Source organism: Catenuloplanes nepalensis, assembly GCF_030811575.1.
Taxonomy (GTDB): Bacteria; Actinomycetota; Actinomycetes; order Mycobacteriales; family Micromonosporaceae; genus Catenuloplanes; species Catenuloplanes nepalensis.
Map to the genome: position 1 here is coordinate 4,841,883 of NZ_JAUSRA010000001.1, position 14,732 is coordinate 4,856,614.

Below are 14,732 nucleotides of genomic sequence, written 5' to 3' on the forward strand. Positions count from 1 at the left end.
GAAGTCGTGAGAAAGAACGTGGTGGCCGCGCTGGTCGCGGGTGCGGTGCTGGCCGTCGGATGCGCCGTCGACACCGGCACCGTGCCCGGCGGGGAGCCCGAGGCGACGAGCGGCGCGGCCGACAATCCCGGCCGGGCCGACACCGAGGACGAGTTCGCCCAGGACATCGAGTCCGCGGTCACGGTCGCGGAGCAGTACTGGAACGACGTGTTCCGCCAGAACGGGCTGGCGTTCGAGCCGGTCCGCGAGATCGCGCCCTACCGCGAGGACGGCGAGGTCGCGTGCGGCCAGGAGCCGATCCCGGCGCAGAACGCGGTCTACTGCTCGGCCGGTGACTTCATCGCGTACGACATCGACTGGGCGTTCGGCGCGTTCCAGAAGATCGGCGACGCGTTCGTCTACTACCTGCTCGGCCACGAGTACGCGCACGGCGTCCAGATCCGGTTCGGCCTGCAGTACGAGTACACGATCGAGCAGGAGTTGCAGGCCGACTGCATGGCGGGTGCCTACATCGGCGGCTCGGTCCAGGCCGGGCGGCTGCAGATCGAGGACGGCGACATGGAGGAGCTGCGCGCCGGCCTGCTCGCGGTCGGCGACGACCCCAGCCAGCCGTGGTTCGCGCCGAACGCGCACGGCACCGCCGAACAGCGCACCGACGCGTTCTTCAACGGCTACGAGCGCGGCCTCGAGTCCTGCGACATCGGCTGAGCGCACCGCCCCGGGAGAACCTCCCGGGGCGGTCATCTTCGGGTTGCGCGCCTGGGCGCGTTCCGCCCGGTGCGCGACCGCCCCTCGGGAGCGAAGCGACCCAGGCCTTGGCGCCGTGCTGCTCATCGGCAGCGCAGGGTTCGGGTTGAGCCGATCCGCTCACACTCCGTGGCAGCCGGGCACGGAGATCCGGACAATGGGCCGGGTGAGTGACCTGCGAACCGAACCCGAGTCCCCCGCCGTCCTCCGCCCCGCCGCCGTGCTCTTCGACATGGACGGCACCCTGATCGACAGCGAGAAGGTCTGGGAGATCGCGATCATGGAGCTCGCGCGCTCCTACGGTGGCGAGCTCTCCGAGGAGGCCCGCGCCGCGATGGTCGGCGCCGCGATGGCCGAGTCGATGCGCGTCATGCACGAGGACCTCGGCCAGCCGTGGCGCGACCCGGTCGCCGGTGCCCGCGAGCTGGAGGACCGCGTCGCCGAACTCTTCACGTCCGGCCTGGTCTGGCGGCCCGGCGCGATGGTGCTGCTGGCCGCGGTCCGCGCCGCCGGGATTCCCACCGCGCTGGTCACGTCCACGAGCCGCCGCCTGGTCGAGGTCGCGCTGGACACGCTCGGCCGCAACTCGTTCGACGCCGTCATCTGCGGCGACGAGGTCACGGCGAACAAGCCGGACCCGGCGCCCTACCGGATGGCCGCGGACGCACTCGGCGTCGACATCACGGCCTGCGTCGCGATCGAGGACTCCCCCGCCGGCATCGCCTCCGCCAAGGCCGCCGGCGCCACCGTCCTCGCGGTCCCCTGCGAGCTGGACCTCAGCCACCTCAACGGCGAGACCGGCATCCACCTGCGCAGCTCCCTCGACGACGTCGACGTCCCGCATCTCGCGACGCTGCTCGTACCCTCGAAGCCCTGAAAGCCCTGAAAGCCCTAAGATCTTGATTTCCCGCTTCCGGCGGGTCGAGTTGGGCGTGCTCCCGCGGGCACCGGTCGTCGCTGGCGCTCCTCCCTGTCTGTCCGTGGTGGCCGGGACAAACCCACAACCCTGCCGTCATCGCCGGGGCGAGGGACTCGTGCTCACGGACTCCGGCCGGCCGCGGAGGTGGTCGCGAGCGGGCCGTCGCCGGGGATGTGGTGACGCGGCCGCGGATTCGTGGACGCAAGGACTGGCGCCGACGCGAGAGAGTCGTGGGATGGGTTGCACCGGCGACCGCCGTGGCGGCAGAGGTTCGCACGGGCCGGCGCTCCCGGGGGCACCGGTCCATAAAGGGCAATCGGGGGCATTATACGCAATACGGCCGGGTCGGGCCGTGGCGGCGCGGCCGACAAGCCAGTTCCGGCGGTGGGACGTAGGCTGCTTGAGGTGAGCATGGAAAGGGTGATGGCGTGACGGAGTTCGACGGGCTGCCCATGCTGCGATCCCCGGTGGCGGTCGTGGCGTTCGAGGGGTGGAACGACGCGGCCGACGCGTCGACTGCCGCCGTCGAGCACCTGGAACAGGTGTGGGACGCGCGCAAGGTCACCGAGCTTGACCCGGAGGAGTTCTACGACTTCCAGGTCAGCCGCCCGACGGTGACCATGACCGAGGGCGAGACGCGCAGCATCGAGTGGCCGAGCACCAAGTTCATGGTGGCCAGCCCGCCCGATGCCGAACGCGACGTGGTGCTGATCCGCGGCATCGAGCCGAGCATGCGCTGGCGCACGTTCTGCGAGCAGATCCTCGAGGTCTGCCACAGCATGGAGATCACCAAGGTGGTCCTGCTGGGCGCGCTGCTCGCCGACGTGCCGTACTCGCGGCCGCTGCCGATCAGTGGCGGCGCCACCGAGTCGGGCGCGGCCGAGCGCTACAAACTGGTGCCGACCCGCTACGACGGGCCGACCGGGATCGTCGGCGTGCTGCACGACGCGGCGACCCGGGCCGACCTCGAGGCGGTCTCGTTCTGGGTGCACGTGCCGCACTACGCGAACAATCCGCCCTGCCCCAAGGCGACGCTCGCGCTGCTGCACCGCATCGAGGACGTCCTCGACATCCCGGTCCCGACCGCGGACCTCGAGGAGGAGACCGCGGAGTGGGAGGAGCGCGTGCGCGCCGCCGCCGAGCAGGACGCGGAGCTGGGTGAGTACGTGCGGGAGTTGGAGGAACGCTCCCAGGACGCCGGCATTCAGCCGCTGTCCGGCGACGAGATCGCCAAGGAGTTCGAGAAGTACCTCCGCCGCCGCGGCGGCTCCACCGGCCCCACGGCAGGGTCCTGGTAAGGCTGGTTCGCGTCAGGGGCGGGTGGCCGGCGGGCCGCTCGCCCCACGCGTCACACGGCCGGTTCGACGATGCCGTGCCGGGCCATGATCGTCGCGCGGCGGCGGGCGTTAACCAGCCGGACCCGGCGCCGGACGAAGAAGACGTCGGCCAGCGTCCACACGCCCAGACCGCCGAGGGTGAACAGCATCGCGGCCGATTGAGCGGTGTCACCGAGGTAGAAGCGGTGGCCGCCGAAGAGCCCGGCGACGGCCCACAGCGCGAACGCGACACGCGCGTCCTTCGCGACCGACGCGAACTCCGCCTCCGCCCGCTGAACCCTCAGCCGTTCCCACTCCGGCAGCATCACTCACGACTCTACTTGATCGATATGTCTACCGTGAGCTCGTGTGGACCCGTGAGGCTGTTCGATTCGGAGTGGCCTACTTCAGTCTGTTCCTCACGCCGGTTCCAGCGTGTCGTGGTGGTACGGAACCGACCGCGTAGGGCATCCTAGGAACCTAGCCGCAAGAGAAGGGCAGGTCGCATGGCCCAGATCAATCCCGGCGCCGCCGAGTTTCCGCATCGGCAGATCGCCGACCAGCTGAGGGCGCAGATCCGGCGTGGTGACTGGCAGCCGGGTGAGCGCCTGCCGTCGATCCCGGGAATCGCCGAGCAGTACGGCGTGGCCAAGCAGACCGTGCAGCGGGCGATCGACCAGCTGCGCGTCGAGGGCATGCTGATCACCAAGCCGGGCTCGGGGACCTACGTCCGGGGTACGAAACGGCGACTCAACCGGCTCTCCCGCGGACGCTACGGCGGGCACCGCGGCTACCACGCGGATCTCGCGGCGCGCTACCGCCAGCAGCTGATCGAGGTGACCCGGGCGCCGGCGCCGGCCGAGGTGGCGGACGCGTTCGGGGTGAAGGACGGCGCCGACCTGATCGTCCGGCGGCACCTGGTGCGGGTGGACGACGCGCCGGTCGAGGTCGGCGCCGCGTGGTTCCGGGTGCAGGACGCGGCCGGGACCAGCCTGGAGCGGATGGAGGCGTTCGGGCGGCCGCTCTACCAGGAGGCCGAGGAGGTCATCGGGCGGCGGTACGCGTCGGCCAGCGACGTGATCAGCGCGCGGCAGCCGTCCCGCGAGGAGGCGATGATCCTGCAGATCCGGCCGGACACGCCGGTGCTGCACCTGCTGCACGTGGCGTTCGACCCCGCGCACAAGCCGATCGAGGTGTCGCAGGCGACGTGGCCGGGCCCGCAGACCACGCTGACCGAGGAGTACACGATCCCGGGACCGGCGCCGGACCCCGACCCGGATCCGGGGCTGGCGCTGGCGTAGCGCACGCCGGCCCGCGCTCCGCCACCGGCCGACAGGATCCGGAGAGCGAAAGGCCGCGCCCGTACCCGTGGGCGCGGCCTTTGATTTTGCTTTAGAGACGCACGCCGAGCAGCGCGTCGACGGTCTCGGCGACCAGGCGCGGGGCCTCGGCGTCGGTGCGGTCGCCGTTGAGTGCGGCCGCGGCCCACTCGTCCACGACGGTCAGCGCGCCGGCCGTGTCGAGGTCGTCGGTGAGCCGGGCGCGGACCGCGTCGAGCAGCGCGGTGCCGGACGGGCCGCCGGTCACCGCGACCGCGTCACGCCAGCGGGCCAGCCGCTGCTGCGCGGTCTTGAGCAGGTCGTCGGTCCACTGGCGGTCGGCGCGGTAGTGGTCGGCCAACAGCGCCAGCCGGATCGCCATCGGGTCGACGTGGTCGGCGCGCAGCCGGGAGACGAAGACCAGGTTGCCCCGGGACTTCGACATCTTCTCGCCGTTCAGGCCGATCATGCCGGCGTGCGTGTAGTGGCCGGCGAACGGCTCCACGCCGGTCAGCCGCTCCGCGTGCGCGGCGGAGCACTCGTGATGCGGGAAGATCAGGTCGTTGCCGCCGCCCTGCACGTCGATCCGGTCGCCGAGCAGGCCGAGCGCGATCACGGCGCACTCGATGTGCCAGCCGGGGCGGCCCGGGCCGAGCGCGCCGCCGTCCCAGGCCGGCTCGCCCTCGCGGATGCCGCGCCAGAGCAGCGGGTCGAGCGGGTCCTTCTTGCCCTCCCGCTGCGGGTCGCCACCGCGCTCGGCGAACAGCGGCAGCATCTCCTCGCGGGTCAGCCGGGACTCGTAGCCGAACCGGGGTGCCGCGACCGCGAGGTCGAAGTACACGTCGCCGGTGCCGTCCTCCAGCCGGTACGCCGCGCCCTCGGCCAGCAGGCCGGCGACCTTCGCGGCGATGTCCGGGATCGACTCGACCGCGCCCACGTAGTGCCGCGGCGGGATGATCCGCAGCGCCTCCATGTCCTCGCGGAACAGCGCGGTCTCGCGCATCGCGAGGACCACCCAGTCCTCGCCGTCCCGCGCGGCGCGCTCCAGCAGCGGGTCGTCGATGTCGGTGACGTTCTGCACGTAGTTCACGTCCCGGCCGGCGTCCCGCCACGCGCGGTTGACCAGGTCGAACGCGATCATCGTGGCGGCGTGCCCGAGATGGGTCGCGTCGTAGGGGGTGATGCCGCAGACATACATCGACGCGGACTCGCTGGAGGCCGTCACGGGGAAGACGCCCTGCCGGGACGCGTCGTACAAGCTCAGCGGCCGCCCGTCACCCGGCAGCCCCGGCACCTCGTGCCCGGTCCATGGATCCATGGCGCAAGCCTAACGACCGGTAACGCGGTTCGGTCCATACCACCGGGTGATCAAGCGCTCACCCGACCGGCGGAGGATCAAAAGCATGCTTTCCCGCTTCCGGCGTGGGCGCGTTCCGAGTGCTCCCGCGGGCACCGGTCGGCCGCGGGCGGCCTCCCTGCGAGTCCCGTCGTGGGCAAAGGCCTGCTCCGCACGCCAACCCCAGCCGAGCCTCCGTGCCGAGAATCGCACGGCGCTCGATAAGGCTCTAGATCGGGGGCCAGGGGACGGCGGGCCAGCCCTCGGGCGGGTCGGGGAACTTGCGGCGGGCGTTCAGGCGGGCGACGCGGCGGCGGGTCGCGTCGACCTCGGTGGTCGTCAGGTGCTCGTCGAGCGCCTCGCCGAGGTCGCCGCGCAGGCCGGACCGCAGCTCGTCCAGGGCCGCGAGGGCCCAGTCGGGCAGGCGCTTGCCGGCCCAGCCCCAGAGCACGGTGCGCAGCTTCTCCTCCGCGTGGAAGCAGATGCCGTGGTCTACGCCGTAGATCCGGTCGCCGGGGCCGAGCAGCACGTGGCCGCCCTTGCGGTCGGCGTTGTTGAGCACGGCGTCCAGCACGGCGAGCCGGGCCAGGCGCTCGTCGTCCGCGTGTGCCAGCGCGTACCGCTCGCCGTCGTCGTCCTCGGCGGACGCGACGCGGAACCAGCCGGCCGGCAGCTCCCACATCGGGATGAAGCCGACCACCTGCTCGGCGTCGTCCTGCTCGTCGATCCACAGCTGGCAGGCGCCGGGGCCGAGCGGGCCGTCGCGCAATATGGTCGGCGGGATCAGCGCGAAGCCGGGGTCACGTTCCGCCATCCAGGCCGAGACGAGGTACGCCGAGACCTCGCGGCCCGCGAGGGTGCCGTCCGGGAAGTCCCACAGCGGGCGTTCGCCGCGCACCGGCTTGTAGACGCAGCGGCGGGTGATCCCGTCGAGCGTCACGAACGCGCGCAGCGTGGTGTTGGAGGCGTCGACGAGCCGCCCCTCGAGTTCCAGTGAACCGCGGCGCAGCAGCTGCAGCGCATCCGGCTCGTCGAGCACGCGGTCGATCTCAGTGGACGTCACGCAACGGCCCGGTCAGCGGTGGTAGCCGTTGTGGCGCGGGCAGAGGTGGCCCTTCGGGTCGAGCGGCTGGCCGCACAGCGGGCACGGCGGGCGGCCGGCGGAGAGCACGCGGCGGGCCCGGTCGATGAACGCGCGGGTCGCCTCCGGGGTCAGCCGGACGCGGAGCCGGTCTAGGTCGTCGTCGGGCTCCTCGGCCTCGTCGTCGGCGTCATCGTCGTCGCCGATCAGCTCCTGCTCGCCCTCGCCGGCCGCGATCGCCTCGATGATCACGGTGGCGGTGTCCACGTCGAACGCGAGGCCGAGCGTGCCGACGCGGAACTCCTCGTCGACCGGGGTGTCGAGCGGGTCGTTGTCCGGGTCGTTCGCGGTGGCGAGCACGGGCAGGTCGACACCGAAGCGGCGGTGCGCCTCGGCGAGCAGCTCCTCGAGCTTCTCGGCGAGCAGGGACACCTGGACCTTCTCCAGCGCCACGCTGACCACACGGCCGCCGCCGCGGGCCTGGAGGAAGAACGTCCGGTCGCCCGGCGTCCCCACAGTCCCGGCGACGAACCGATCCGGCGGTTCGAACGCATGCACCTGGTGGGTCATACGGAGAACCCTATCCGCCCGAACGGTCACGCGCGTAGCGCACAGGGCCGAATGAGACCGAACCGATCGGCGGATTCCGGGCGTACGGGACACGGTGCGTGGCCATGATCACGCGGCCGTCACGGCAGCCGGCCACCGCCCGCGCCGCCGCCCACGGCCGCGTCCGACTCGGCCGGTGGGGTGGCCCGGCGGCCGCGGTGCTTCTTGGCCGGCGGCGGGACCAGCGAGGCCAGGTCGCCGCCGGTGTCGTTGGAGCGGAGCACGAACGGGCGGGTCGCGGTGTAGCGGATCGCGGTCACCGAGGCCGGATCGGCCACGATCCGCTGGAACTGGTCGAGGTGCAGGCCGAGCGCGTCCGCCGCGATCGCCTTGATCACGTCGCCATGGCTACAGGCCAGCCAGACCGCCTCCGGGCCGTGCTCCGCCGTGATCTTCTCGTCCCAGCGGCGGATCGCGGCGACGGCCCGGGACGCCATCGCGGCCATCGCCTCGCCACCGGGGAACACGGCCGCGCTCGGGTGCTGCTGGACCACCGGCCAGAGCGGGTCCTTGGCCAGCTTCTTCAGCTCCTGGCCCTCCCACGCGCCGTAGTCGCACTCGACGATGCCGTCCTCCAGCTCCGGGAGCGCCTCCGGCAGCGCGAGTTGCACCGTCTGCCGACAGCGCAGCAGCGGGCTGGAGACCACCGCGGCCAGCGGCAGCCCGGCGAGCCGCGCGCCGACCGCGGCGGCCTGGGTGCGGCCGGCGTCGTCGAGCTCGACGGGCTGACGGCCGGCGAGCGCGCCGGAGGCGTTGGCGGTGGTCCGCCCATGACGAAGGAGAAGGACGGTAGCCACAGCGCCTCACACTACCCAGCCCGGCTCGCCCGTGACGCCCCAGGCCGAAGTAGCGCCGTCCGATGTGGCACGGGTGCGAGACGCTACGCGACCCCGGCCGCTTCGTAGGCCTCGGCGACCGTGCGCAGCGTGGTGATCGAGGACTCCCGGTCCGCGGCGAACAGGTGCAGCGCCAGCGTGGTGACGCCGCTCTCGGCGTACCGCTGGATGTGGTCCTTGATCCTGTCCTTCGGGCCGATCAGGGACGTGCGGTCGATGAAGTCCTGCGGGACGGCCGCGGCCGCGTCCCGCTGCCGGCCGGTGAGGTAGAGGTCCTGCACCTCGGCGGCCTCGGCGGCGAAGCCCATCCGCGTCGCGATGCCGTTGTAGAAGTTCTGCTTCCTGCTCCCCATCCCGCCGACGTAGAGCGCGGCGTGCGGGCGGATCACGTCGGCCGCGGCCGCCACGTCGTCGCCGAGCACGGTCGGCACGGACGCGACCACGTCGAAACCCTTGAGATCCAGACCCGCGCGGGTACGACCGGCCGCGATCGACGCGAGCTGGCCCTGCACCTGGTCCGGTGCGACGAAGATGCCCAGCCAGCCGTCGGTGACCTCGCCGGCCAGTTCCAGGTTCTTCGGGCCGACCGCGGCCAGGTAGATCGGGATGTCCGCGCGCAGCGGCCGGAAGCCGAGCTTGAGCGCCTTGCCGGGCCCGTCCGGCAGCGGCAGCGTGTAGTGCTCGCCGTCGAACTCCAGGACCTCGCGGCGCAGCGCGCGGCGGACGATGCCGACGTACTCGCGGGTGCGGCCGAGCGGCTTGTCGAAGCGCACACCGTGCCAGCCCTCGGAGACCTGCGGGCCGGACACGCCGAGGCCGAGCCGGAACCGGCCGCCGGAGAACGTGTCGATCGTGGCCGCGGTCATCGCGGTCGCGGCCGGGGTGCGCGCCGGGATCTGCATGACCGCGGAGCCGACGTCGATGCGCGCGGTCTGGCCGGCGATCCAGGAGAGCATGCTGACCGAATCGGAGCCGTACGCCTCCGCCACCCAGACCACGGCGTAGCCGAGCCGGTCCGCCTCCTGGGCGAGCGCGAGGTGGTCCGCGGGCGTGCTCCACCGCGACTGGTAGCTCAGGCTGAGTCCGAGTTTCACCGCGTTCAACCCCTTTAGCCGATTTCCGATACCGACGAGTAACGTCAGAGTGCCGACGAGGATATCCGTACGGCACAGTTCTTAATAAGGTTCACCCATGCAACAGCGACCGCTCGGCCGAAGCGGGCTGGCGGTTTCGCGGCTCGCGCTCGGCACCATGACGTGGGGCCGGGACACCGACGCCGACGACGCGGCCGCGCAGTTGAAGAGCTACCTCGACGCGGGCGGAAACCTCGTCGACACCGCGGACGTCTACGGCGACGGCGACGCCGAGGCGGTGATCGGCTCTCTGCTGGGCGGTCTCGTCCCGCGCGAGGACGTGCTCATCGCCACCAAGGCCGGCGTGCGCCCGGGTAACGGCCGCCGCCGGGACTGCTCCCGCGGCCACCTGCTGCGCAGCCTGGACGCGTCGCTGCGCCGGCTCGGCACCGACTACGTCGACCTGTTCCAGGTGCACGGTTACGACCCGGCCACGCCGCTGGAGGAGACCATGTCCGCGCTCGACCACGCCGTGACCAGCGGCCGGGTGCGGTACGTGGGCCTGTCCAACTACTCCGGCTGGCAGACCGCACGCGCCGCCGTCTGGCAGGCCGCCTATCCCGGGCGCGCGCCGGTGGTCGCCACCCAGATGGAGTACTCGCTGCTGGAGCGCGGCGTGGAGCGCGAGGTGCTGCCGGCCTGCGAGGCGCTCGGCCTGGGCCTGCTGCCCTGGTCGCCGCTCGGGCGCGGCGTGCTGACCGGGAAGTACCGCAACGGGCGGCCGGCGGACTCGCGGGCGGTGTCGCCGCACTTCGCCGCGTTCGTGGAGAGCTACCTCGACCCGCGCAGCTCCAGCATCGTGGAGGCGGTGGTCACCGCGGCCGGCGGGCTCGGCGTGTCGCCGCTGGAGGTGGCGCTGGCGTGGATCCGCGACCAGCCGGGCGTGGTGGCGCCGATCCTGGGGGCGCGGACGGTGGGGCAGCTGCTCGGCGCGCTGCAGGCGGAATACCTCGAGCTGCCGGCGGAGATATCGCTGGCGCTGGATGACGTGTCCGCCATCGGCTACGCCTATCCCGAGCGCGACGACTGACGACGCGGCATGTGAGCTGAGCCTCCTCGACGACGCTCCCTGTACAGAGTGGATGATCATCGGAGCTAGGGTGAACCGTGCTGTTCCGGGTGCTTGGCGCGACCGAGCTTCCGGCACCGGTCATGGCCGCCAAGCCCCGGCTGGTCGCCCTGCTGCTGTTGACGGCCGGAAACCGCCCGGTGCCGCTCGGCACCCTGGTGGACGAGGTGTGGCCACGGAATCCGCCCACCTCGGCCGTGGCCAACATCCGCACCTATCTCTCCCGGCTGCGCGCGCTGTTCCCGGGCCGGATCACCTCCGGGACGGGGGGCTACCTCTTCGAGGTAGCGGCCGGTGAGCTCGACCTCGCCGAGTTCACCGCGCTCGTGGCCGCCGGGCGGTCGGCCGCGCCGGGCCGGCCGGAAGCGGCGCGGGAGAGTCTGGCGGCCGCGCTGCGGCTGTGGCGGGGGCAGCCGTTCGCGGGCGAGCCGGCCGGACCGGTGCTGCAGGCGCGTGCCGCCGCGGCACAGGACGACCATCTCGCGGCGGTCGAGCTGTACAGCGAGCTGCTCCTCCAGAACGGCGACCCGGCCGCGGCGCAGACCCTGCTGCGGAGGATGGTGCACGAGTACCCGCTGCGCGAACGTCTCCGCAGCCTGCTGGTGCTCGCGCTGTACCGCGGCGGTGACCCGGCCGCGGCGCTGACGGCGTACCAGGATGCACGCACGGCGCTCGCGGCGGAGCTGGGCATCGACCCCGGACCGGAACTGGCCGCCGTCCACCGGTCCGTGCTGCGGCGCGACCGCCGGCTGCTGAGCACCGGGCCCGGCGGTCCGGACGGTGTCGTCGCGCCGTTCCAGCTGCCGCCGGTGGTCGCGGACTTCGTGGGACGCGAGCCGGAGATCGCGCACCTGGCGAAGCTGCTGCGGCGGCGCGAGCCGGTGCCGGGGGCGGGGCTGACGGCCGTGCTCGGCGGCATGGCCGGCGTCGGCAAGAGCACGCTGGCGGTCCGGGTCGCGCACGAGGTGGCGGAGCTGTTCCCGGACGGCTGCCTCTATGCCGACCTGCAGCGCACGGACGGTACGGCGACGCCGCTCCCCCAGGTGCTCGGACGATTCCTGCGCGCGATGGGCGTACCCGGCGAATCCCTGCCCCATGATCAGCAGGAGCGCGCCGACCAGTTCCGGACGCTGCTCGCCGGGCGCCGGGTGCTGATCGTGGCCGACAACGCCACCGAGGCCGGCCAGGTGCGGGCGCTGATGCCGGGGCCGGGCAGCGCGCTGCTGGTGACGAGCCGGGCGTTGCTGACCGTGCCGGGCGCCCACCTGCTCCAGCTGCGGCCGCTGAGCAGGGACGCCGGGGTGGCCCTGCTGGAGCGGATCGCGGGAGGCGACGCCGTGGCGGCCGAGCCCGAGGCCGCCGCCGCCCTCGCCGAGCTGTGCGGCGGGTTGCCGCTGAGCATCCGCGCGGCCGCCATCCGCTCCGCGTCGCTGCCCGGCCCGGCGCTGGGGCAGCTCGTCGCGCGGCTGTCCGACGAGCATCAGCGCCTCGACCGGCTGTCCATCGGTGACCTCGACGTTCGCGCCAGTCTCGCGCTCAGTTACCGCCGCCTCGATCCGGCCGCGCTCGCGCTGCTGCGGGCGATGAGCCTGCTCCCGATGCGGACGTTCGCGCCGTGGCTGCCCGCGGCACTGGCCGGGATCGGCGAGCCGGAGGCCTTCGCGCTGACCGAGCGGCTGTGTGACGCGCAGGTGCTCACGCGCGCCGGTGCGGAGCGCTACGCGCTGCACGACCTGGTCCGGTTGTCGGCGGCCGAGCTGCCGGGACCGCCCGCCGGCGAGCTGGTCGCCGCGGCGGCGCGGGTGTTCCTGGCGGCCGCGCTGACGGCGAACCGGCGGTTGCCGGGCCGGCCGATGACGCTGCCCGCGCCGGCGGCGCCCGACGCGCGGGCCGGGGCGACGCCGGTGGAGTGGTTCGAGAGCGAGTTGGACGGCATCCGCGCGCTCGTGCCGCTGCTGGCCGGCACCGGGCAGCTGGATCTGGCCGCCCGGCTCGCCACCGCCACCGTCAACTTCTGTGTCCTGCGCGGGCGGATCGACGACTGGGCCGCCACCCACGACGTGATCCCGGACGACGCCGTCCTGTCCCCCGCCACCGCGGCGCTGCTGGCGTTGAGCGTGGGCAGCCTGCACCGGTTCCGCGACGACAACCGGGCGGCGCTGCCCCGGTTGCGCCGCTCCTACGAGCTGTTCCGCGCGTTGCGTGACGCGCCCGGGATGGCGGAGGCCGCGCTCGGCTGGTCCGTCGCCGCGCAGCAGCTGGGGCGGCTGGACGAGGCGCTCGCCGCCTACGACCGGGCCGCGGAGCTGCTGCCCGTGCTCGGCGGCACGCCCGCGACCGGCTACGTCCATCTCGCCTTCCGGCAGCCGATCAGCCCGTCACCCGAGGAGGAGTCCGCGGCGCTCGGCCGGGCCCTGGAGATCTTCGAGGCGACCCACGAGGCGTGGGGTGCCGCGGAGGTGCACACCTTCCTCGCGGCGGGCTACCGTGCCCGGCAGCGGGCGGCGTCCGCGGCCCGGCACGCCCGGGCCGCCGTGCTCGCCTACACCGAGCTGCGCGACGAGACGCAGCTGACCGTGGCCGAGATCGTGCTGGCCGACGCGTACCTGGAACTCGGTTCGATCGACCACGCCCGGGCCCTCGCCGCGCGGTGCCTGGCGAGGGCGACGCGGCTCGGGCACCGGTGGGGCGTCGCGTCCGCCCGGCGTACGGCCGGACGGATCGAACTGCTCGACGGCCGGCCCGCGGCGGCGGCCGAGTTGCTGACCGCCGCCGAGGCCGGCTTCCGCGAGATGGGATTCACGCGGGCCGCCGAGCTGACCCGTTCACTGCTGGAGCGGGCCTCCGGGACTCACTGAGCCGCCGCGTCGAGCACCTGCTTGTAGCGCACGCCGGAGTTCGGGTTCGGAGTCGTCGGGTAGAGGTTCGACTTCCACCCGTCCACCTCGGAGTCGTTGAAGTACGACACGAACTCGATCGAGCCGGGGTTCGCGGCCTCCTTGGCCGACAGCCAGTCGTAGACGTAGGTGAAGAACTTCGGGTTGTCGCCGCCCGAGTGGTTCGCCGAGGTGTTCTGGGAGATCACGCCGAACTCGGCCAGCGCGAACGGCAGACCCTTGGAGCGGGCGAAGTCGTACCAGAAGTTCCAGCCGTAGGTCTTGGTGAAGTGGTTGTTGGCGTTCGCGTCCGAGGTGAACGGCTCCCACCAGTCGTAGGAGTCGATGGCGATCACGTCGGCCTTGCCGTCCACGAACAGCGTGCGCGGGTCGGCGATCGTGTTGTTGTTGCTCACGCCCTCGTTCGGGTTGAACACGATCTTGAGGCCCGGCGCGGCACCGCGGATCAGGTCGACCGCGCGGGAGTACTGCGCCCGCCAGGACGCCACGTCACGGGCGTGCGAGAAGCAGCAGTTCATCTCCCAGCCGAGCCGCACGTAGCCGTCCGGGTCGACGTCCGCGATCGAGGTGGCCAGCTGCCGCCACTGGTCGTCGGTGCCGTTGTCGTTGTCGTCGGTCCACAGCGGCACCGAGAGGATGAAGTCGTCGGTCTCCGGCTCGAACGTGCTCGGCACGGTGCCGGCCCACCAGGTGTTGAGCTGGGCGTACCAGTTCCTACGGTCGGTGAACGCGACGATGTTGTCCACCGGGCGGCCGCGCCACTGCTGGAACTCCTCGGCCTCCGTGCCGCTGTGGCTGAAGTACCCGCCGTCGGACCAGGGCAGGCCCGAGCGGTTCTCGGGGGTGTCGTCGCCGGTGACCACGGCACTGTCGAAGGTGATCGCCGAGCCGCCGCCCGACGCCGGGTTGCGCCGGCTGGTCATGGTCAGCACCAGCGTGTGCGTGCCCTGCGCGAGCGCGGGCGAGTTGTACACGTCGACGGTCTCGGTGGTCGCGGTGGCGGCGTAGAAGTCCACGTCCGTCGCGGCGCCGCCGTCGATCGCCACGGTCGCGATGTTCGCCCACGGCTCCTTCATGCCGTAGAGCGTGATCTGCGAGCCGGTGAACCGGATCGTGGCGGTCGCACCGGGCGTCGAGGTCCACCGGAAGCTGTTGTCCGAGGCCACGCCGCAGTTGCCCGAGCAGGCGCCCCAGCCGGACGAGAAGGCGACCTGCCCGATCCCGGTCCCCTGCGCGGTGTCCTCGATGAGCGTCGTCGTGGGCGCCGCCGAGGCGGGCGAGGCGGCGACCGCCCCGCCGACCGCCATGACGACCGCGGCCAGACCCGCCAGCATCGTTCGTGCTCTCACCTGTTGTGCCTCCCTGGTGATGGGTAGTGACCGCAGGAGGTTAGAGCCCGCTCATACATCCGCCGTACATTCCGGGCGCGCCGGAGCTCCGGGCGGAAGAGCTTGTCGGTGGTCGGGCGGA

Annotated in this window: 13 protein-coding genes; 6 read left to right on the plus strand and 7 right to left on the minus strand. The window is 72.7% G+C overall.

The window, feature by feature from the left end:
* The first annotated feature begins 6 nt into the window (after positions 1 to 6).
* The 3 genes from J2S43_RS21025 to J2S43_RS21035 all read left to right on the plus strand — a co-directional run bounded on the left by J2S43_RS21025 (position 7) and on the right by J2S43_RS21035 (position 2,964).
* Positions 7 to 708 (plus strand): neutral zinc metallopeptidase, encoded by a 702-nt coding sequence (locus tag J2S43_RS21025; RefSeq protein ID WP_306831754.1) that lies wholly within the window; start codon positions 7 to 9, stop codon positions 706 to 708.
* A 259-nt stretch (positions 709 to 967) separates the two neighbouring features.
* Positions 968 to 1,624 carry an HAD family hydrolase gene (locus J2S43_RS21030; RefSeq protein ID WP_306839362.1) on the plus strand — a complete coding sequence of 219 codons (657 nt, stop codon included), beginning with the start codon at positions 968 to 970 and terminating at the stop codon, positions 1,622 to 1,624.
* 470 nt (positions 1,625 to 2,094) lie between these two features.
* Positions 2,095 to 2,964: a PAC2 family protein gene (locus J2S43_RS21035; protein ID WP_306831755.1), complete on the plus strand. Its 870-nt coding sequence runs from the start codon at positions 2,095 to 2,097 to the stop codon at positions 2,962 to 2,964.
* 50 nt (positions 2,965 to 3,014) lie between these two features.
* On the opposite strand, the gene J2S43_RS21040 is transcribed toward J2S43_RS21035, so the two are convergent.
* Positions 3,015 to 3,308, minus strand: a complete 294-nt coding sequence (locus J2S43_RS21040) for a TM2 domain-containing protein (RefSeq protein WP_306831757.1) — start codon at positions 3,306 to 3,308, stop codon at positions 3,015 to 3,017.
* A gap of 180 nt (positions 3,309 to 3,488) precedes the next feature.
* Between J2S43_RS21040 and J2S43_RS21045 the strand changes: the two genes are divergently transcribed.
* Positions 3,489 to 4,283 (plus strand): GntR family transcriptional regulator, encoded by a 795-nt coding sequence (locus J2S43_RS21045; protein WP_306831759.1) that lies wholly within the window; start codon positions 3,489 to 3,491, stop codon positions 4,281 to 4,283.
* Positions 4,284 to 4,374: 91 nt separating this feature from the next.
* Here the strand turns inward: J2S43_RS21045 and mshC are convergent, their stop codons facing one another.
* The 5 genes from mshC to J2S43_RS21070 all read right to left on the minus strand — a co-directional run bounded on the left by mshC (position 4,375) and on the right by J2S43_RS21070 (position 9,257).
* A complete protein-coding gene (gene mshC / locus J2S43_RS21050; protein WP_306831760.1) occupies positions 4,375 to 5,619 on the minus strand; it encodes a cysteine--1-D-myo-inosityl 2-amino-2-deoxy-alpha-D-glucopyranoside ligase in 1,245 nt (414 codons plus the stop codon).
* 247 nt (positions 5,620 to 5,866) lie between these two features.
* Entirely contained in the window at positions 5,867 to 6,700 is an 834-nt protein-coding gene (locus J2S43_RS21055) for an SCO1664 family protein (protein ID WP_306831762.1), read from the minus strand.
* A 12-nt stretch (positions 6,701 to 6,712) separates the two neighbouring features.
* A complete protein-coding gene (locus J2S43_RS21060) occupies positions 6,713 to 7,288 on the minus strand; it encodes a DUF3090 domain-containing protein (RefSeq protein ID WP_306831763.1) in 576 nt (191 codons plus the stop codon).
* Positions 7,289 to 7,407: 119 nt separating this feature from the next.
* Positions 7,408 to 8,124, minus strand: coding sequence for a histidine phosphatase family protein (locus J2S43_RS21065; RefSeq protein ID WP_306831765.1), 717 nt, complete (start codon positions 8,122 to 8,124; stop codon positions 7,408 to 7,410).
* Positions 8,125 to 8,207: 83 nt separating this feature from the next.
* Positions 8,208 to 9,257 carry an LLM class F420-dependent oxidoreductase gene (locus J2S43_RS21070; protein WP_306831767.1) on the minus strand — a complete coding sequence of 350 codons (1,050 nt, stop codon included), beginning with the start codon at positions 9,255 to 9,257 and terminating at the stop codon, positions 8,208 to 8,210.
* Between the two features lie 97 nt (positions 9,258 to 9,354).
* On the opposite strand from J2S43_RS21070, the gene J2S43_RS21075 reads away from it, so the two are divergent.
* Positions 9,355 to 10,326 carry an aldo/keto reductase gene (locus J2S43_RS21075; protein WP_306831768.1) on the plus strand — a complete coding sequence of 324 codons (972 nt, stop codon included), beginning with the start codon at positions 9,355 to 9,357 and terminating at the stop codon, positions 10,324 to 10,326.
* 77 nt (positions 10,327 to 10,403) lie between these two features.
* Entirely contained in the window at positions 10,404 to 13,223 is a 2,820-nt protein-coding gene (locus J2S43_RS21080; protein WP_306831770.1) for an AfsR/SARP family transcriptional regulator, read from the plus strand.
* Here J2S43_RS21080 and J2S43_RS21085 read toward each other — a convergent pair.
* Positions 13,217 to 14,611 (minus strand): hypothetical protein, encoded by a 1,395-nt coding sequence (locus J2S43_RS21085; RefSeq protein ID WP_306831772.1) that lies wholly within the window; start codon positions 14,609 to 14,611, stop codon positions 13,217 to 13,219. The two genes, J2S43_RS21080 and J2S43_RS21085, sit on opposite strands and share 7 nt — an antisense overlap.
* Positions 14,612 to 14,732 lie beyond the last annotated feature (121 nt).